Here is a 19,608-nt window from a genome sequence, read left to right on the forward strand (position 1 = left end):
GCGGGAGGGGCAGGACGTGTCCCGCGGGCCGCCGTGGCGCGCGGCGCCGTCTCTCAGAGCTTCCCCGCGCCGGCGCCGCCGGTCACGGTGCTCTTGACGCCCTGCGCGGGCTGCACGGAGTAGGAGTACGGGATGTCCGCGACGGAGCCGCCGGCCTCGCCGGTGCCGGAGTTCTGGAAGTGGTTGCCGCGGGCCTCGATGGTGCCGGGTCCCGAGCTGGCCTCGCCGAGGTGGAAGGGGTCCTCGGTGTTCTCGAAGTAGTTGCCCTCGATCAGCACGCCGGCGTCCTCGGTGGAGGCGACGCCGTACGAGCCGATGTCGTCGTAGTAGTTGTTGAGCACGTGCACCGGGTTGCCGAAGCGGACCCGCGGGTTGCGCTGGTTGGTGCCGTCGAACCAGTTGAAGGCGTACGTGACGTGCAGGGCGTCGGCGTCCTCGCCGGCGTTGGAGTCGCTGTGGCCGAGCAGCGCGTTCTTGTCCTGGCCGTGGAAGTGGTTCCACGAGACCGTGATGCCGTCCGACGCGCGCTTGATGTCCAGGTTGCCGTCGCTCGCGTCCGTCAGCGTGTTGTGGTCCAGCCAGACGTCCGTGGAGTACTGGACGTTGACGTTGTCGTCATCGCTGCCCGAGATCGTCAGGTTCTGCACGATGACGTTGCTGACCTCGCTGATGTTCAGCCCGCCGCCGCCGGTGATGCGGCCGTTGCCGCCGACGCCGACGACGGTCTTGTCGGACGCGATCTTGGTCATGCCGCCGAGCTGGATGGTGCCGTCGACCTGGACGATCCGCGGTCCGTCGCTCTGCACCGCGGCGGTGAACGCGGCCGCGTCCGACACCCTCACGGTCGGGCCGCCGGCCCCGCCGGTGGTGCCGGCGCCGAAGCCGATCGGGGCGGCCGCGGCCGCGGCGGGCTCGTCGGCCAGTGCGCCCGGGACGAGCAGGGCGGCGGTGGCGGCGGCGGTGGCCGTCGCGATGGCGACGACGGACATGGTGCGGGGCTTCCTCCTGTGCGTGCGCATGTGCTGCTCTCCGTCCGGTACGTGTGCGGGTGGGGGGATGCGCGCCCGCGTGGCGGCGGCACGCTCCGGCCGTGGGTTGCCGCCGGACGGCGGGAGGTTGCCGCTCGCGGTACCGGAGCGGAGGAGGCGAGCCCCGGGTGCCGTAACGGGGACTCCGGTGGGACCGGGGAGCGGAGGGCCGGTGCCTACCGGCCGGGGGGCGGCTCCGCGGGCGCCGCGGTGCTCTGCCGTACCACCAGCCGGGTGGCCAGCTCCATGCGCAGTGCCCCCTTGCCGGACTCGCGCGGGCGCAGCAGCATCTGCGCCGCCTCCTCCGCCATCTGCCGCAGCGGCTGGTGGACGGTGGTGAGCGCGGGGCTGGACCACTGGGCCAGGGGCACGTCGTCGTAGCCGACGACGGACAGCTCGTCCGGCACGCTCAGCCCCTTCAGCCGGGCCGCCTCCAGCACTCCGAGGGCCTGGAGGTCGCTGCCGGCGAACACCGCGGTGGGCCGGTCGGGCCCGTCGAGCAACTCCATGGCGTGGTCGAAGCCGCCCTGGACGTGGAAGTCGCCGAAGCGGACCTGCGCCGGGTCGACGTCGAGTCCCGCCATGGCCATCGCCGAGCGGTAGCCGTCGAGCCGGGCGAGGGAGCACATCATGTCCTCGGGGCCGGTGATGATGGCGATCCGCCGGTGGCCGCGCTCGATGAGGTGGCGGGTGGCGGCCATGCCGCCGGCCCAGTTGGCGGAGCCGACGGAGGGCACGTCGGGCTCGGGGTCGCCCGCCGGGTCGACGATGACGAACGGGATGGCGCGCGAGCGCAGTTGCTTCTTCACCCGGTCGGGCAGCGTGGAGAAGACGAGCACCACGCCCAGCGGGCGGCGGCGCAGGACGCCCTCGATCCAGTCGGGGTCCGGCGCGTGCCGCGTGCCGCTCTCGGTGAGGACGACGCTCGCGTGGTTCTGCTTGGCGACGTTCTCCACGCCGCGGATCAGCTCCATCGCCCAGACGCTCTCCAGCTCGTGGAAGACCAGCTCGATGAGCGGCGCCTGCGGGGCGGCCTGGGCCCGGCGGCGGTAGCCGTGGGTCTCCAGCAGTTGCTCGACTTTCGAGCGCGTGGGCCGAGAGACATCGGACCGCCCGTTGAGAACTTTCGAAACCGTCGAGAGGGAGACCCCGGCCTGAGTCGCCACCTCGGCCAGGGTCACACGGCCGTCCACATCGTCGTCTTCACGCATGGTTCGAAGGATAAGGCACGGTCAGCGGTAACGGTTTGGTCGCGCGGCCGCAGGCCCGTTGACCGTCTGCGGTCGCTCGCCTACTGTCCAGCCCTACATCGACTTTCGGTGATCTGGACGAAATTTTCGAGAGGCGTACGTATGAAGACTCGAAGGCGGATGCCCCGCATACTCGCCGGGGGCGTGGCGCTGGGGCTCACGCTGACCCTGGCGGCCTGCGGTGACGACGGCGGATCGGCCTCCGGCAAGAACGAGTTCACCGTCCTCGTCTACGGCGACGCCACCAACAAGGTGGAGAAGAAGCTCGTCGACGAGTTCAACAAGACGTCCGAGGTCAAGGCCCGTCTGGACACCATCCCGGGCGCCGACTACCAGCAGAAGCTGCAGACGATCATCAGCACCCCGCAGGCCCCCGACGTCTTCTTCCACTGGGGCGGCGGCAGCATCAAGCCGTTCGTCGACGCCGACCTGCTGCTGCCGCTGGACGACTTCATCAAGAAGGACCCGGGCCTGAAGGACAACTTCCTGCCGTCGGTCTTCGACGCCTCGGTGGTGGACGGCAAGGCGTACGGCGTCCCGATGCGCGGCACGCAGCCGGTGATGCTCTTCCACAACAAGAAGGTGCTGGCCGACGCCGGTGTGGAGCCGCCCGAGACCTGGGACGACCTGCTGGCCGCGGTGGCGGAGCTGAAGGACGCCGGTGTCACCCCGATCGCGCTCGGCGGCGGTGACATGTGGCCCACCCAGATGTGGTTCCAGTACCTCTACGACCGCATCGCGGGACCCGAGTTGTTCCAGCGGGCGCTCGACGGCGACAAGGAGGCGTGGGCGAGCGACGACAGCCGGCGGGCGCTCGGCATGATCCGCGAACTCGTCGACGCCGGCGCGTTCGGCGACACGTACGACTCGGTGAAGTTCACCAACGACGGCTCCCCCCAGCTCGTCTCGACGGGCAAGGCGGGCTTCGAGCTGATGGGCTCCTGGTACTACTCCACCCAGCAGAGCCTGGACGAGGCGTTCGCCGCCGAGGACCTCGGCTACAGCGCCTTCCCGTCCGTCGAGGGCGGCAAGGGCGACCCGGCGAACCTCGCGGGCAACACCAACAACTACTACTCGGTGATGAAGAAGGCCGAGCACCCCGAGGCCATCGCGGAGTTCCTGAAGCTCATGTACTCCGACCAGTTCGTCAAGGACCAGTTGTCCATCGGCAACCTGCCGACCACGACCAACACCGCCGACTTCCTCGACGAGGCGGCGAGCCCCGAGTACTCGAAGTTCCAGTACGACCTGGTCGAGAAGGCACCGCACTTCCAGCTCTCCTGGGACCAGGCGTATCCGCAGTCCGCCGCCACTGACATGCACAAGGCCGTCCAGCAGTTCTTCAACGGACAGCTCGACGAGGACGGCTTCATCTCGGCCATGCAGGCCCTGCCGACCTCCTGACGCCATGACCACACAGATGACGCGCGTCCGTCCCGCCGCCCCTGCCAAGGAGCGGCGCCGGACGCGGACCACGAACGTGGCCGACGTGGGCCGCCCGGGCTTTCTCTGGGCGGCTCCCGCCACGCTGTTCTTCGCCGCCTTCGCCGTCATACCGCTGCTCATGGTCGTGGTGCTGTCCTTCATGGCCTGGGACGGCATCGGCGACCCGGAGTTCACCGGGCTCGACAACTGGCGGCGGGTCCTCGACGACCCCGTCATGATCAACAGCATCTGGCTGAGCCTGCTGCTCACCGGGCTCGGCGTGGCGATCCAGACGCCGCTGAGCATCATGCTCGGCGTCTGGGCGGCGGGCCACCAGAAGAACCGCGCGGTGCTCTCGGCCATCTACTTCGTCCCGCTGCTGCTCTCCGCCACCGCCGTCTCCGTCGTCTGGCGCGCCCTGCTCGACCCCAACTTCGGCGTGCCCGCCGAGGCCACCTGGCTCTTCGGGGACGGCAACCTCTTCGGTGAGCAGGCGACCGCGATCGGCGTCCTGGCCTTCGTCAGCACCTGGCAGTTCACCCCGTTCCACACCCTGATCTACCAGGGCGCGGCGCGGGCCGTCCCGCCCGTGCTCTACCAGGCGGCGGAGATCGACGGAGCCGGCCGCTACCGCCAGTTCTTCCACGTCACGCTGCCGCAACTGCGCAACGCGATCGTGACGTCGACGATCCTCATGGTCGTCGGCGGGCTCACCACCTTCGAGACCGTCCTGATCCTCACCCAGGGCGGCCCGGGCACCGACACCACGATCAGCGCCTACTACATGTACGAACGGGCCTTCAAGAGCTTCGACTACGGCGCGGGCGCGGCCATCGCGGTCGTCCTGGTCGCGGCGGCGACGGTCATCTCGCTGATCATGGTCCGGCTGTCCGGCTACGACAAGATGCGCAGCACCACGGAGGGCCTGTGATGAGGCGTCGCCCCAACTACCTCGCCGGTGCCGGCTCGCTGGTCTGGCTCTTCCTCATCGCCCTGCCGCTGTACGTGATGATCACGGCGACGCTGCAGACCCGGCAGGACTTCGCCCAGGGCGGGCCGCTCGGCTTCCCCGACGACCTCACCTTCGGCAACTTCACGGGCGCCTTCGACACCGGCTTCGGCAGGTACTTCCTCAACACCCTGCTCGTCACCGTCTGCGTCGTCGGCATCGTGCTTCTGCTCGTGCCGCCGCTGTCGTACGCCATCGTGCGCAGCCGCGGCCCGGTCACCACCGGCGTCTTCCGGCTCTTCCTGCTGGGTCTGGCCATCCCGCTGCAGGCCGTGATCGTCCCGATGTTCTACCTCATCAGCGAGGCCGGGCTCTACGACAACCTCATCGGCGTCATCCTGCCCACGGCCGCCTTCTGCCTGCCCGTCTCCGCGCTGATCCTCAGCGGCACCATGCGGGACATCTCCAGGGAGCTGTTCGAGGCCATGGCCATGGACGGCGCCAGTCCCCGGCGGATGTTCTTCCAGCTCGTGCTCCCGCTCTCCCGGGGCGGGCTCGCGACCATCGTGGTCTTCTCCGCCCTCCAGGCGTGGAACGGCTTCCTCTTCCCGCTCGTCCTCACCCAGTCCGAATCCACCAAGGTGATCACGCTCGGCCTCTACAACTTCCAGACCGAGCGCGGGACTGACGCGCCCGGGCTGCTGGCCGCCGTGGTCATGTCGATGATTCCCGTCCTGCTCGTCTACCTGTTCGCCCGGCGTGCCCTGGTCCAGGGCCTCATGGGCGTCGGAGGAAAGTGACCGCGAACGTGGCAGTAGAGACACCCCGGGCAGACGCCCCGGACACGGCCACCCCCGTGTGGAACGACCCCGCACACGACACCGGCACCCGCGTGTCGGCGCTGATCGACGCCATGAGCGTGGAGGAGAAGGTCGCCCAGCTCTTCGGGGTCTGGGTCGGCGCCTCCGCGGAGGGCGGCGAAGTGGCGCCGTACCAGCACGAGATGGAGGAGGCCGTCGACCTCGGCGCGCTGCTGCCCGCAGGGCTCGGCCAGTTGACGCGGCCGTTCGGCACCGCGCCCGTCGACCCCGCGCTCGGCGCGCTGTCGCTGCAGCGTACCCAGGAACGGGTCGTGGCAGCCGGGCGCTTCGGCATCCCGGCCCTCGCCCACGAGGAGTGCCTGGCCGGCTTCGCGACCTGGGGCGCGACCGCGTACCCGGTGCCGCTGTCGTGGGGCGCGACGTTCGACCCGGCGCTGGTGCGGCGGATGGCCGCGGCCATCGGCCGGGACATGCGGGCCGTGGGCGTCCACCAGGGGCTCGCGCCGGTCCTGGACGTCGTACGCGACGTGCGCTGGGGCCGGGTGGAGGAGACCATCGGCGAGGACCCGTACCTCGTCGGCACGGTGGCCACCGCGTACATCCAGGGCCTGCAGTCCGCCGGCGTCCTCGCCACCCTCAAGCACTTCGTCGGCTACTCCGCCTCCCGCGCCGGGCGCAACCTCGCGCCGGTCGCCGTGGGCGAGCGCGAGCGCGCCGACGTGCTCCTGCCGCCGTTCGAGATGGCGCTGCGGGAGAGCGGCGTGGGGTCGGTGATGAGCTCGTACACCGACACCGACGGCGTGCCCTCCGCGGCCGACGCGTCGCTGCTGACCGGGCTGCTGCGGGACACCTGGGGCTTCGACGGCACCGTCGTGGCCGACTACTTCGGCATCTCCTTCCTCCGTACGCTGCACGGCGTGGCCGGCGACTGGGCCGGCGCGGCAGGAGCCGCGCTCGCCGCCGGGGTGGACGTGGAACTGCCGACGGTCAAGACCTTCGGGCCGCCGCTGCTCGCGGCGCTCGCGGACGGGCGGGTCGACGAGGGCCTCGTCGACCGCGCGCTGCGCCGGGTGCTGACGCAGAAGGTCCGGCTGGGGCTGCTGGACGCCGGCTGGTCGCCGGTGCCGGAAGCGCTGGCGGACGCGGGCGCGGAGGCGGAACCCGACGCGGTGCGCGGCACCGTGGATCTGGACTCCGCCGGCAACCGGGAACTGGCCCGCGAGGTCGCCGAGCAGGCCGTGGTGCTCCTCGCCAACGACGGCACGCTGCCGCTGCGCGGCCCGCGCCGGATCGCCCTCGTCGGCCCCAACGCCGAGGAGCCGCACGCCGTCCTCGGCTGCTACTCGTTCCCCGTCCACGTCGGCGTCAAGCACCCCGAGACCCCGGTCGGGATCGGGCTGCCCACGCTCCACGAGGCGCTGCGCCGGGAGTTCCCCGACGCCACCGTCACCGTCGCCGCCGGCTGCTCCGTCGACGGCCCGGAGACGGACGGCATCGCCGAGGCGGTACGGGCCGCGCGCGAGGCCGACGTCGTGATCGCGGCGCTCGGCGACCGCGCCGGGCTCTTCGGCCGCGGCACCAGCGGCGAGGGCTGCGACGCGGAGTCGCTGGCGCTGCCCGGCGTCCAGCAGGACCTGCTCGACGCCCTGCTGGAGAGCGGGACCCCGGTGGTGTCCGTGCTGCTTGCCGGGCGGCCGTACGCGCTCGGACGGGCGGCGGACGAGGCGGCCGCGATCGTGCAGTCCTTCTTCCCCGGCGAGGAGGGCACAACGGCCGTGGCCGGCGTGCTCGCCGGGCGGACGAACCCCTCGGGCCGGCTGCCCGTCAGCGTGCCGCGCGGCCCGGGGGCGCAGCCGACGACGTATCTCGCGCCCCGGCTGGGCCAGGCGAACGAGGTGTCCAACGTCGACCCGACCGCGGCGTTCGCGTTCGGCCACGGGCTGTCGTACACGACGTTCGCCTGGTCGGGACTGGAGGTGGCGGCCTGCGAGTGCGCCACCGACGGCGAGTTCGCGCTGTCGTTCACCCTCCGCAACACCGGCGAGCGGGACGGCACCGAGGTCGTCCAGCTCTATCTGCACGACCCCGTGGCCTCCGTCGTGCAGCCCGTGCAGCGCCTCGTCGGCTACGCCAGGGTTTCGCTGCACGCGGGGGAGGAGCGCCGGGTACGGGCGGTCGTCCCCGCCGACGTGGCGTCGTTCACCGGCCGCGACGGGCGCCGGGTGGTGGAGCCGGGCGCGCTGGAGCTGCGGCTCTCCGCGTCGAGCGCGGCGCCGCGGCTCACCGCCGAGGTGACGCTCACCGGCCCGCCGCGGTACGTGGACCACACCCGCAGGATGCACGCCGAGTTCGACCCGCACCGCGACCCGGACACGCCGGCCGCGGTGCCGGACGGCGAGCCGCACGGCGGGTGAGCGCCCCCTGACAGCCCGGCCCCCGGCCGGGCGGGCGCGCCGCACCGGGCTCCTCCCGGTCCGGTGCGGCGCGCCGACCTCACCGCCCTACGCGAGCCGGCCGAGCGCCGCCGGCAGGGCGTCCGCGTACACGACGCCGAGGCGCTGCGTCGCCCGGGTCAGGGCGACGTACAGGTCACTCCCCCCGAAGAGCGCCGGCTCGGCCACGATCACCGTGTCGAACTCCAGCCCCTTCGCCTGCCGCGGCCCGAGCAGCACCACCGGCCGCGTCAGGTCCGGCGCCGCGCCCGAGGCCGCGTCGGGCAGCGCCGCCGTCAGCGCCGGCAGCAGTTCCCGCGGCGCGATCACCGCCAGCCGCCCCGAACTGCCCGACTCGCGGGCCACGGCCGCCGCGACCGCCGCCGGCACGGCGCCGGGCGCCTGTCCGGCGCGCTCCGCCCAGGGGCGTACCCCCGTGGCGCGCACCGAACGCGGCGGCACGTACCCGGGGTTCTCCGCCCGCGCGACCTCGGCCGCGACCTCCATGATCTCCGCCGGTGTGCGGTAGTTGACGCCCAGCGTGATGTGCTCGAAGCGCTTGTCCACGTACGGGCCGAGGATCGCCTCCCACGCCCCGCACGCCCCCGGCTCCGCCGTCTGCGCCGGGTCGCCGACCAGCGTCATCGACCGCGTCGGGCAGCGCCGCATCAGCAGCCGCCACGCCATCGGCGACAGCTCCTGCGCCTCGTCGACGATGATGTGGCCGAAGGCCCAGGTCCGGTCCGCCGCCGCCCGCTCGGCCGCGGTGCGGTGGTCGGCCTCCTCCTGGCGCTCGGCCAGCCGCTCGGCGTCGATGAGGTCGTGCGCGGCCAGCACCTCCGCCTCGTCGTCGTCGCGGTCCTCGAACTCCTGGGTGCGCGAGCCGTACGACATCTCCAGCACGCCCTGCGCGTACGCGATCCGCTCCTGCCGCTCCGCCTCGGCGCGCGCCCGCGCCGCCGCCTGCGCCGGGCCGTCGTCCCCCAGCAGCTCGGCGGCCTCGTCCAGCAGCGGTACGTCCGCAGGCGTCCAGGGCCCGCCGGCGCGCCGGATCAACTCTCCGTCCGCCTCCGGCAGGTGCACGGGCTCGGCGAGGAAGTCCGCGACCAGCTCCTGGGGCGTCAGCAGCGGCCACAGCTCCGCGATGGCCGCGTGCACCTTCTCGTTGGCGGCGACCGCCTTGCCGAGCTGGGCGATGTCGTCCGGGCCCAGCAGGTTCTCGTCGCCGAACGGGTCCTCGCCGAGGCGGTCGGTGAGCTGCCGGGTGAGGCCGTCGATGACGTTGAACGCGAAGTGCGGCTGGGCCGCGTTGTGCGGCAGCTCGGTGTCCCGGGCCCGCCGGCGGGCCGCGTTGGCCAGCCAGTAGTCGAGGTGCAGTTCGCCGTCCTCGTGCGGGATGACGACGGTCGACTCCGGCAGCCGCTGGCGGTCCTGGAGGTACGCGGCGAGCGCGCCGGCCATCGCCGTGCCGCCCTTGACCGCCGCCGCGGCCGGGGTGTCGGTGCCGGTGGCGTGGACGCCGGGGAAGAGTTCGGCGGGGGTGGCCAGGAGCACGCCGGTCTCGCCGAGGGCGGGCAGCACCTCGGAGATGTAGCCGAGGAAGGCGGGGCCCGGGCCGACGATGAGCACGGCGCGGCGGGCGAGCTGCTCGCGGTGGGCGTAGAGCAGATAGGCGGCGCGGTGCAGGGCCACGGCGGTCTTGCCGGTGCCTGGCCCGCCCTCGACGACGAGGACGCAGCGGTGCGGGGCGCGGATGATGCGGTCCTGGTCGGCCTGGATGGTCTGCACGATGTCGTGCATCCGGCCGGTGCGGGCGGCGTCGAGCGCGGCGAGGAGCACCGCGTCGGCGTCGGCGCCCTCGAGACCGGTCCGCTCGGTGTCGGTGAGGTCGAGGATCTCGTCGTGCAGACTCGTGATCCGGGGGCCGTCGGGGCCGCCCTCGGTGGAGATGTGCCGTCGCCGGCGCAGCCCCATCGGGGTGTGGCCGGTGGCGAGATAGAAGGGGCGGGCCACCTCGGCCCGCCAGTCGACGACGAGCGGCGTGCGCTCCTCGTCGTCCGCGCGCATGCCGATGCGGCCGATGTGGTGGTCGCGGCCGTCGCGGAAGCTCAGCCGGCCGAAGCACAGGCCCTGCTCGCCTGCGTTGAACGCGGCCAGCAGCCCGGACTGTTCGGCCACCAGCACGTCGCGTTCCAGTCTGGCCTGGAGGGTGTTGCCCCCGTCCCGGGCCAGGGCCGCCCGTACCCCCGCCGCCGCGCCGTCGCGCAGCTCGGTGAGGCGCTGCCGGAGCAGGTCAAGGAATTCCTGCTCCCGTCGCATTTCCTCGTGCTGCACCTCGTCCGACACCTCGTTTGACAATTCAACTCCCGCACGGATAGAATGCCCGCATCGCACTTTCTCCCGGCGCTAGTTCACGATTTATGAATGTGCGCAGAGAATTCCCCAGCATAGCATTCCGAGGCTCCGACCGAATTCCGGCGGAGCCTTTCGCGTGCGCCCGCGGGTTACGCTCGGGGCATGAGCACTGCAGACACCCCCGAAGACGTGGCGCACCTTCTGGTGCGCTGCCTGGAGGCGGAGGGCGTGACGCACGTCTTCGGCGTGCCGGGCGAGGAGAACATCCGCTTCGTCGACGCCGTCAACGCCTCGCCGTCCATCGACTACGTCCTGGTACGCCACGAGCAGGGCGCGTCGTTCATGGCGGAGATGTACGGCCGTATCACCGGCCGCGCGGGGGTGTGCTCCGCGACCCTCGGCCCCGGGGCCATCAACCTGCTCCTCGGCGTCGCCGACGCGCACACCAACAGCACCCCGGTGGTCGCGCTCGCCGCGCAGGGCGGCCTCGACCGGGTGCACAAGGAGTCGCACCAGGTCATCGACCTGCCCGCGATGTTCGCCCCGGTCACCGACTGGTCCCAGCAGGTACGGGCCCCGGGCGCGGTGCCGGAGATGGTGCGCCAGGCGTTCAAGACCGCGCAGAGCGAGCGGCCCGGTGCCGTGTTCCTCGCGCTGCCCGAGGACATAGAGGGCCTCGTGCCCGACCCGCCGCTGAACCCGCTGCCCATCAACCGGCCGCGCCCCGAGGCCCCGTCCCCGGCGCAACTGGAGCGCGCCGCCGAGGTGCTTGCGGGCGCCGCGCGCCCCATCCTCCTGGCCGGCCACGGCGCCACCCGGGCGGGCGCCAAGGACGCCCTGATCCGCTTCTCCGAGCGGCTCGACATCCCGGTGGCGACGACCTTCAACGGCAAGGGCGTCTTCCCCGACGACCACCCCAACGCGCTGGGCGCCGTCGGTTTCATGCGCCACGACTACACCAACTTCGGCTTCGACAACGCCGACGTGCTCATCTGCGTCGGGTACGAGCTGCAGGAGTTCGACCCGGTCAAGATCAATCCGCAGGGCGACAAGCAGATCCTGCATCTGCACCAGTTCCCCGCCGAGGTCGACTCCCACTACCCGGTCGCGGTCGGCGTGCTCGGCGACCCGTCGTCCTCGCTCGACGGCCTCGCGGAGGCCGTCGGCCGCACCTTCCACGGCGACGGCCGGCTCATCCGCGGCCTGCTCGCCGAGGAACTGGCGCACGGCCGCCGCAACTCGTCCTTCCCGCTCGCCCCGCAGCGCGTCGTCGCCGACGTCCGCGAGGCGCTGGGCCGCGAGGACGTGGTGCTGGTCGACACCGGCGCCGGGAAGATGTGGATGGCCCGGCTCTTCCCCACGTACGAGCCCAACACCTGCCTCATCTCCAACGGCCTGTCCACCATGGGCTTCGCCGTGCCCGGCGCCATCGGCGCCAAGCTCGCCCGGCCGGACGCGCAGGTGCTGGCGATGACCGGCGACGGCGCGTTCCTCATGAACTCCCAGGAACTGGAGACCGCCGTCCGCGAGGGCATCCCGATGACCGTGCTCGTCCTCGTCGACGACGAGTACGGGCTGATCACCTGGAAGATGGAGCTGGAGATGGGGCGCCACTCCCACACCCGCTTCGCCAACCCGGACCTGGTGACGTACGCGGAGAGCTTCGGCGCCCGCGGGCACGCGGTGAAGTCCGCGGACGAACTGCTGCCCACGCTGCGCGACGCCCTCGCCCACGACGGGGTGGACGTCATCTCCTGCCCCGTCGACTACACCGAGAACCTGCGGCTGACCGACCGGCTCGGCGCCCTCCAGGGCCCCTTCTGAACCACCCGTCCCCGGTGGTCCTCAGCCCGCCGGGCTGAGGATCACCGAACGGGTGAGGTGGCGCGGCTCGTCCGGGTCCAGGCCGCGGGCGCCGGCCAGCGCCACCGCCAGCCGCTGCGCCCGGACCAGCTCGGCCAGCGGGTCGAGCCCGCCGGTGATCCAGAGCGCGCCGGTGGCGTGCACCTCGTCCTCCAGACCCGCGGGGGCGTCGCCGATCATCCAGGTCGCGGTGCCCGAGGTGGTGATGCTGATGGGGCCGTGCCGGTACTCCATCGCCGGGTACGACTCCGTCCACGCCAGCGCCGCCTCGCGCATCTTCAGCGCCGCCTCGTTCGCCAGGCCCACGGTCCAGCCGGTGCCGAGGAAGGTGAACTGCCGGGCGGCCAGCAGCCCCTGCGGCAGCGGCTCGACGAGCGCCAGCTCCGCGTCCTCCACCGCCGTGGCCGGCTGCACCCCGAGGTGGGCGCGGAGCAGGGTCAGCGCGGTGGTGGCGAAGCGGGTCTGCACCACCGAGCGCTCGTCGGCGAAGTCGAGCACCACCGTGTCGTCCGCGGCCTCGGCCACCGGCGTGGCGCCGTCGGCGACGATCGCGGTGGTACGCACCGAGCCGCCCAGCGTGCCCAGGAGCCGCAGCACCTCCGTGGTGGTGCCGGAGCGGGTCAGCGCCAGCACCCGGTCGTACCGCCGGCCCGCCGGAAAGCCCGAGGCGGGGAAGGCGTCCGTCTCGCCCTGGCCCGCCTCCTCGCGGAGCGAGGCGTAGGCCTGCGCCATGAAGTAGGAGGTGCCGCAGCCGACGACGGCGACCCGCTCACCGGGCTGCGGCAGCAGCGGCCCGTGCACCCCCGCCAGCTCCGTCGCCCGGCGCCAGCACGCGGGCTGATCGGCCAGCTCAGCGGCTACGTACGTCATCTTCATCGCCCCGCCCTGTGTGAGAAGCATTGTTCAATCGTGCATGCTAAGGCAGAATTCCAAGCATCTTCAAGCATTCTAGCTGGGAGGATTCGGGTTGAACCAGCACGAACGGCACGGTGCGCTGCTGCGGCTGCTGGCCGAGCGCGGCCGGCTCGACGTGGAGGCCGTGGCCGTCGAGGTGGCCGTGTCGGCGGCGACCATCAGGCGCGATCTGGACCAGCTTGCCGAGCAGCAGTTGCTCGTCCGCACCCGCGGCGGCGCGGTGCCGAACGACGTGGCGTACGACCTGCCGCTGCGCCACCGTGCCGGGCGGGACGCCGCCGAGAAGGAGCGCATCGGCCGGGCCGCGGCGGCCATGGTCGAGCGCGGCATGGTCGTCGGTCTCAACGGCGGCACCACCACCGCCGCGGTGGCCCGCGCGCTCGCCGCCCGCGCCGACTGGGGCGACGATGAGGGCGACGGCGCCCACGGCGACGGCCAGCCCGCCGTCACCGTCGTCACCAACGCGCTCAACATCGCCGCCGAGCTGGCCGTGCGGCGCAGCGTGAAGGTCGTCGTCTCCGGCGGCGTCGCCATGCCGTCCTCGTACGAGCTGGTCGGCCCGCTCGCCGGGCACATCCTGCGCGAGATCCGCCTCGACATCGCCTTCGTCGGCGCCGACGCCGTCGACGCCGAGCACGGCGCCAGCGCCCGCGACGAGCACGAGGCGAGCATCAACGCGCTGCTCGCCGCGCAGGCCGCGAAGCTCGTCGTGGTCGCCGACTCCACCAAGCTCGGGGTGCGCACCTTCGCCCGGATCTGTCCCCCGGCGGACATCGACGTGCTCGTCACGGACGACCGGGCGGCGGACAGGGCGCGCGAGTTCGAGGAGCAGGGGATGTCCGTGGTGCGGGCATGAGCGGGCGCGGGAGCATCGTGACGGACCTGCGGCTGGGGGTCGTCGGCCTCGGGCTGCGCGGCAACCTCGCCGACGCCGCCCACCGGCCGGGGGTGGGCTCCGTCGTGGCGGCCGTCGCCGACACCGACCCGGTCGTGCGCGCGGGCGTCGGTGCACGCTTCCCCGGCGCCGTCGCGTACGCCGACCACCGCCGGCTCCTCGACGCCGCGGACGCCGACGGCGTCGACGCCATCGTCGTCACCACCCCCGACGACACCCACGCGACCGTCGCGCGCGCCGCGCTCGAAGCGGGCAAGCCGGTCTTCGTCGAAAAGCCCCTCGGCATCACCGTCGAGCAATGCGACGCGATCCTGCGCACCGCGTACGAGACGGGCACGCCCCTGTACGTCGGGGACACCATGCGGCACACGGGCGTCGTCCGGCTGATGCGCGACATCGTCGCGCGCGGCGACATCGGCGTGCCGCGCACCGTGTGGGTGCGGCACTTCGTCGCGTACGGCGGCGACTACTACTTCAAGGACTGGCACGCCGACCGCCGCCGCACCACCGGGCTGCTGGTGCAGAAGGCCGCCCACGACATCGACGTCGTCCACTGGCTCGCCGGCGGCTACACCAGCCGCGTGCACGCCCTCGGGGCCCTCATGCTCTACGGCGACCTGCCCCGCCGTCCGCCCGGCACCCCCCGCCCCGCCGGCCGGCACCGCGAGGACACCTGGCCCCCCGCCGCGCGCCGCGACCTGAACCCGGTGGTGGACGTCGAGGACGTCTCCGTGATGAACATGCGCCTGGACAACGGCGTCATCGCCGCCTACCAGCAGTGCCACTTCAGTCCCGACTACTGGCGCAGCTACACCGTCATCGGCACCGAGGGCCGGCTGGAGAACTTCGGCGACCGCCCCGGCGACGAGGTCCGCGTCTGGCACACCGGCCCCTCCGGCTACCGCCCCGGCGCGGACGCCATCCACCGCGTGCCCGCGGGCGAGGGCGCGCACGGCCGGGCCGACGACCGGGTCATCGCCGAGTTCTGCCGCTTCGTCCGCCTCGGCGACGCCACCGACACCTCGCCGCTGGCCGCCCGGATGAGCGTCGCCGCGGGCGTCCTCGCGACCCGGTCGCTGCGCACCGGCGGCACGGCGTACGACGTACCGCCGCCGGACCCCGCGCTCGCCGAGTACTTCGCGGCCGGCCAGCGCCGCCCTGCGCACCAGCACTGAGGCCCTGAGCACCGACTTCCCCGGAGGGAACCGATGAGCGTGAACCGCAGGCACTTCCTGGCAGGGACGTCGATCGCCGGCGGTGCCGTGCTGCTGCCGGCCCTCGGCCTCGCGGCGCCCGCCGCGGCGCGCGGCGGCGGCGACGGCGCGTACGGCGACGGGGGCGGCGACGACGGCACCGCGGGCGCCCGCCGGGCGCTGGCCCGGCTGCTGCCCGGTCACCACCGGCAGTTCGAGCTCTCCCTGCTCCCCGCCGACGGTCCCGACCGCTACCGCGTCACCGGTTCCCCCGGCCGGATCGCGGTGGCCGCCACCGGCACCGGCGCGCTGCTCACCGGCGCCGGCGCGTACCTCAGGCGCACCGCCCGCGGGCACATCTCCTGGAACGGCGACCAACTCGACCTGCCCGCGCGCCTGCCCGCCCCCGGCGCGCCCCTCACCGGCGAGGCGCACGTGCCGCACCGCTTCGCGTACAACGACACCAACGAGGGCTACACCGGCGCCTACCGCGACTTCGCCGCCTGGGAGCGCGCCCTCGACGTGCTCGCGCTGCACGGCGTCAACGAGGTGCTGGTCTGCGTGGGCACCGACGCCGTCTACTACGAGACCTTCCGCGCCTTCGGCTACTCCGACGAGGAACTGCGCGCCTGGATCCCCGCCCCCGCGCACCAGCCCTGGTGGCTGCTGCAGAACATGGCGTACTTCGGCGGCCCCGTCTCCGCCCGGCTCCTGCGCCTCCGCGCCGAACTGGGCGCCCGCATCACCGCACGCATCCGCGAACTGGGCATGACGCCCGTGCTCCCCGGCTACTTCGGCACCGTCCCCGACGGCTTCGCGGAGAAGAACCCCGGCGCCCACGTCGTCCCGCAGGGCGGCTGGGTCGGCTTCGACCGCCCCGGCTGGCTCGACCCGCGCGACCCGCGCTTCGCCGAGGTCGCCGCCGCCTTCTACGGCCACCAGCGCGATCTGCTCGGCCCCGCGGGCCTGTACAAGATGGACCTGCTGCACGAGGGCGGCGACCCCGGCGACGTCCCCGTGGGTGCCGCAGCCCGCGCCGTGGAGGCCGCACTCCGGCGCGAACACCCCGACGCCCTTTGGGCGATACTCGGCTGGCAGCACAACCCGCGCCGGGAGATCCTCGACGCCGTCGACCGCGACCGCATGCTCATCCTCGACGGCCTCTCCGACCGGTTCCCCACCGTCACCGACCGCGAGGCCGACTGGCTCGGCACCCCCTACGCCTTCGGCTCCATCTGGAACTTCGGCGGCCACACCTCACTCGGCGCCAACACCCCCGACTGGGCCGCGCTCTACCCCGCCTGGCGCGACAAGCAGGGCAGCGCGCTGGCCGGTATCGCCATGATGCCGGAGGGCGCCGACAACAACCCCGCCGCGATGTCCCTCTTCACCGAACTCGCCTGGACGCCCGGCCGGATCGACCTCGACGCCTGGTTCCGCGAGTACGCCACCGCCCGCTACGGCGCCGAGGACCCGCACGCGGCCGCCGCCTGGCAGGTGCTGCGCGAGACCGCGTACGGCACCACGCGCGCCGACTCCTGGAGCGAGGGGGCCGACAGCCTCTTCTGCGCCCGCCCCGCTCTCACCGTCCGCAGCGCCGCCGCCTGGAGCCCGCAGGAGGACCGCTACGACATCGCCGCCTTCGACCGCGCCCTCACCGAACTCCTCGCCGTCGCCCCCGGGCTGCGCCGCTCCGCCGCGTACCGCTACGACCTCATGGACGTCACCAGACAGGCGCTCGCCAACCGCGGCCGCCCGCTGCTGGCGCGGATCAAGGAGGCGTACGAGGCCGGCGACCGCGATCGGCTGCGCGAGCTCACCGCCGCCTGGCTGGAGCTGATCCGGCTGCTCGACCGGGTGGTGGGCACCGACGCGCAGCACCTGCTCGGCCGGCATCTCGCCGAGGCCCGCGCCTGGGGCGCCGACCGCGCCGAGCGCGACCGGCTGGAGTACGACGCGCGCTCGCTGATCACCACCTGGGGCCCGCGCGCCGGCAGCGAGGCCGGGCTGCACGACTACGCGAACCGCGAATGGCAGGGCCTGCTCGGCGACTTCTACCACAGCCGCTGGAAGACCTACTTCGCCACGCTCGACACCGCGCTGGCGACCGGCGAGGAGCCCGCCCCCGTCGACTGGTTCGCCTACGAGGACGCCTGGGCGCGCCGCCGCGACCGCTACCCCGAGAAGCCGGGCGGCGACATCCGCCGGCTCGCCGAGGAGGCGGTGCGCGTCCTGGCCCGCGAACCCCTCGCCGCGCTCGTGCGCTGAAGCGCCGGACCCGGCGGGGCACACAGCCGCGGTACGGGTACGGGAGGCCACCACCCGTACCCGTACCGCCTCTCACACCCGCCGCTGGACGTGCAGCAGATACTCCTTGCGGTCCAGCGGATTGTGGTCCGTGCGCGGCCGGGCCGGGGCCGGACCGCGCACCTCCCGGTAGCGGCCGAAGGAGGTCTCCAGCACGCCCTCGCCCCGGGTCAGCCCCGGCAGCCGCCGCTCGAGGCCGTGCACCCGCGCCGCGGGCACCTCGCCCTCCAGCACCGCGACCCCGCCGCGCACCTCCTGCCCGTCGACCACCGCGGCCAGTGCCGCGAACACCGGCCACAGCGCGGGCACCGCGTCCTCGGGCGCCTCCAGCCGGAAGCACTGCACGGGCTCGTGCACCCGGGTGCCCGCGCGCTTCAGCGCGTCCGCCAGCACCAGCGGCGTGATGCCGCGGAAGTCGGCGCCGGTGCTCGACATGGCCTTGCTGAAGCCCTGGTGGGCGTGGCTCTGCCGGGGCCAGTAGCCGGAGTGCGTCATCGTCACCCGCACGTCGGGGATCTCCCAGCCGGACAGGCCCTGGCGCAGGGTCGCGCGGACCGTGTCCTCGACGGCCTTGAAGAACGCGTACGGCATCGAGCCCAGCTCCACCGCGAGCGCGAAGACCACGCCCGTGCCGGGCGGCGCGGGGTCGACGCGCAGGCCGACGGTGGCCAGGAAGGGGTTGGTGTCCGTGTCGCCCTTCTCGTACGCCGAGCCGCTGCCCGCCAGCCGCTCGACGTGGATGACGGACGACTCGCGGAAGGAGACCGGCAGTCCGTACTCGCCGGCGAGCGTGGCCCCGATGACCTCCTTCTGCACCTCACCGTAGAGCGAGACGTACAGCTCCTGCAGACCGCCGGGACCGGCCCCCCGGCGGAACGCGATCAGAGGGTCCTGCTCGGCGAGCTGGAAGAGCGCCGCGTGCAGCGCGCCCCGGTCGGCGGCCCGGTCCGGCACCACCACCGTCTCCAGCGTCGGCGGCGCGAAGTGGTGCCGCCGCGCCTCCGCCGCCCGGCCCACGGCTGAGCCGACCGCGTCGCCGATGCGCACCCCGGCCAGGCCCCGCACCCGGGCGATGCGGCCCGCCCCGGCCCCGGCCGCGGGCACCGCCGCGCCCTGCTCGAAGACCTCGACGCCGGTGACCTTCTCCGTCACGGGGGCGCGGTCGCCGTCGCCGTACGCCACCTCCTGGCGGGTGCGCAGCGTGCCGGCGAGCATCCGCACGTACGCGGCCCTCTCGCCGCCGGGACCGCGCTCGACCTTGAAGACCGTGCCCGCGGGCGGGCCCTCCGGGTCCCCTGCGGGCGCCGGCAGCAGTTCCTTGATGCCCGCGGTCAGCTCCGCGACGCCCGCGCCGGTGGCGGCCGAGCCGAAGTACACCGGGTGCACGAGTGCGCCCGCGGTCTGCTCGGCGAGGCTCTTGCGCAGCCTGCGGTACGTCACCGCCGCCTCGTCGGCGACGTAGTCCGCGAGCAGCGCGTCGTCGTGGCGGGTGAGGACGTCGGCGAGCCGGCCGGCGAAGGCGGCGTTGCCGGGATGGTCCGGGCCGTACGGGGTGAACGCGGCGGCCCGGGTGCCGAGTCCGCGGACGGAGCCCATGGCGACGGCGCCGGGCGTGAGCTTCGCGGCGATGTCGCGCACCAGCGCCTCGTCGCGCGCCCCGCGCCGGTCGGTCTTGTTGACGAAGACGAGCGTGGGGATCGAAAGCCGCCGCAGCGTGCGCATCAGCACGCGCGTCTGCGCCTGCACGCCCTCCACCGCGGAGACCACGAGCACCGCGCCGTCGAGCACGTGCAGCACCCGCTCCACCTCGGCGATGAAGTCCGGGTGGCCGGGCGTGTCGATGAGGTTGACGATGATGCCGTCGAGCGCGAAGGAGACGACGGCGGACTTGATGGTGATACCGCGCTGCCGCTCCAGCGCGAGCGAGTCGGTGCGGGTGCTGCCGTCGTCGACGCTCCCGACCTCCTCGACGACCCCGGCCGCGTACAGCAGCCGCTCGGTCAGGCTGGTCTTACCGGCGTCGACATGGGCCAGGATTCCCAGGTTCAGCGTGTGCACGGAGCGTCATGTCCCTTGCGTAGGTGGCGATGGCCTGCTGGGTGGACATGAACGCTGCGCGCATGCGCGTTTCCTCTCGGTCCTGGGACAGGGGTCTGCCGTGCCCGGTCAGTGGAG

General features: G+C 73.3%; 13 protein-coding genes. 8 read left to right on the top strand and 5 right to left on the bottom strand.

Translation table 11 applies throughout. The features are described from left to right. Nucleotides 1–53: 53 nt before the first annotated feature. Nucleotides 54–1,019, bottom strand: a complete 966-nt coding sequence (locus DMB38_RS33610) for a pectate lyase (RefSeq protein ID WP_125938349.1) — start codon at nucleotides 1,017–1,019, stop codon at nucleotides 54–56. Between the two features lie 185 nt (nucleotides 1,020–1,204). Then, nucleotides 1,205–2,239, bottom strand: coding sequence for a LacI family DNA-binding transcriptional regulator (locus DMB38_RS33615; protein ID WP_125938350.1), 1,035 nt, complete (start codon nucleotides 2,237–2,239; stop codon nucleotides 1,205–1,207). A 141-nt stretch (nucleotides 2,240–2,380) separates the two neighbouring features. On the opposite strand from DMB38_RS33615, the gene DMB38_RS33620 reads away from it, so the two are divergent. The 4 genes from DMB38_RS33620 to DMB38_RS33635 are packed head-to-tail and all read left to right on the top strand — an operon-like array spanning nucleotide 2,381 to nucleotide 7,887. Beyond that, on the top strand, nucleotides 2,381–3,682 hold the full coding sequence (locus DMB38_RS33620) for an extracellular solute-binding protein (protein WP_125938351.1): 1,302 nt from the start codon (nucleotides 2,381–2,383) through the stop codon (nucleotides 3,680–3,682). A gap of 4 nt (nucleotides 3,683–3,686) precedes the next feature. Then, on the top strand, nucleotides 3,687–4,634 hold the full coding sequence (locus DMB38_RS33625; protein WP_125938352.1) for a sugar ABC transporter permease: 948 nt from the start codon (nucleotides 3,687–3,689) through the stop codon (nucleotides 4,632–4,634). Beyond that, complete coding sequence (locus DMB38_RS33630; protein ID WP_125938353.1) at nucleotides 4,634–5,452, top strand: carbohydrate ABC transporter permease; 819 nt, start codon at nucleotides 4,634–4,636, stop codon at nucleotides 5,450–5,452. Before DMB38_RS33625 ends, DMB38_RS33630 begins: the two co-directional genes overlap by 1 nt. Beyond that, entirely contained in the window at nucleotides 5,449–7,887 is a 2,439-nt protein-coding gene (locus tag DMB38_RS33635; protein ID WP_125938354.1) for a glycoside hydrolase family 3 N-terminal domain-containing protein, read from the top strand. Before DMB38_RS33630 ends, DMB38_RS33635 begins: the two co-directional genes overlap by 4 nt. A gap of 87 nt (nucleotides 7,888–7,974) precedes the next feature. Here DMB38_RS33635 and DMB38_RS33640 read toward each other — a convergent pair whose 3' ends face one another. After that, on the bottom strand, nucleotides 7,975–10,224 hold the full coding sequence (locus tag DMB38_RS33640; protein WP_125939447.1) for an ATP-binding domain-containing protein: 2,250 nt from the start codon (nucleotides 10,222–10,224) through the stop codon (nucleotides 7,975–7,977). Nucleotides 10,225–10,422: 198 nt separating this feature from the next. On the opposite strand from DMB38_RS33640, the gene DMB38_RS33645 reads away from it, so the two are divergent. After that, on the top strand, nucleotides 10,423–12,084 hold the full coding sequence (locus tag DMB38_RS33645; RefSeq protein ID WP_206337782.1) for an acetolactate synthase large subunit: 1,662 nt from the start codon (nucleotides 10,423–10,425) through the stop codon (nucleotides 12,082–12,084). A 21-nt stretch (nucleotides 12,085–12,105) separates the two neighbouring features. On the opposite strand, the gene DMB38_RS33650 is transcribed toward DMB38_RS33645, so the two are convergent. Beyond that, nucleotides 12,106–12,993, bottom strand: a complete 888-nt coding sequence (locus tag DMB38_RS33650) for a sugar isomerase (RefSeq protein ID WP_125939449.1) — start codon at nucleotides 12,991–12,993, stop codon at nucleotides 12,106–12,108. 97 nt (nucleotides 12,994–13,090) lie between these two features. Between DMB38_RS33650 and DMB38_RS33655 the strand changes: the two genes are divergently transcribed. The 3 genes from DMB38_RS33655 to DMB38_RS33665 are packed head-to-tail and all read left to right on the top strand — an operon-like array spanning nucleotide 13,091 to nucleotide 17,394. Next, nucleotides 13,091–13,894, top strand: a complete 804-nt coding sequence (locus DMB38_RS33655) for a DeoR/GlpR family DNA-binding transcription regulator (RefSeq protein WP_125938355.1) — start codon at nucleotides 13,091–13,093, stop codon at nucleotides 13,892–13,894. After that, a complete protein-coding gene (locus DMB38_RS33660) occupies nucleotides 13,891–15,108 on the top strand; it encodes a Gfo/Idh/MocA family oxidoreductase (RefSeq protein WP_078898559.1) in 1,218 nt (405 codons plus the stop codon). Before DMB38_RS33655 ends, DMB38_RS33660 begins: the two co-directional genes overlap by 4 nt. Before the next feature lie 33 nt (nucleotides 15,109–15,141). Then, complete coding sequence (locus tag DMB38_RS33665; protein ID WP_125938356.1) at nucleotides 15,142–17,394, top strand: alpha-N-acetylglucosaminidase; 2,253 nt, start codon at nucleotides 15,142–15,144, stop codon at nucleotides 17,392–17,394. Between the two features lie 72 nt (nucleotides 17,395–17,466). On the opposite strand, the gene DMB38_RS33670 is transcribed toward DMB38_RS33665, so the two are convergent. After that, entirely contained in the window at nucleotides 17,467–19,491 is a 2,025-nt protein-coding gene (locus DMB38_RS33670) for a TetM/TetW/TetO/TetS family tetracycline resistance ribosomal protection protein (protein WP_125938357.1), read from the bottom strand. Nucleotides 19,492–19,608: the final 117 nt, after the last annotated feature.

The sequence above is a fragment of the Streptomyces sp. WAC 06738 genome (assembly GCF_003945505.1).
Taxonomy (GTDB): domain Bacteria; phylum Actinomycetota; class Actinomycetes; order Streptomycetales; family Streptomycetaceae; genus Streptomyces.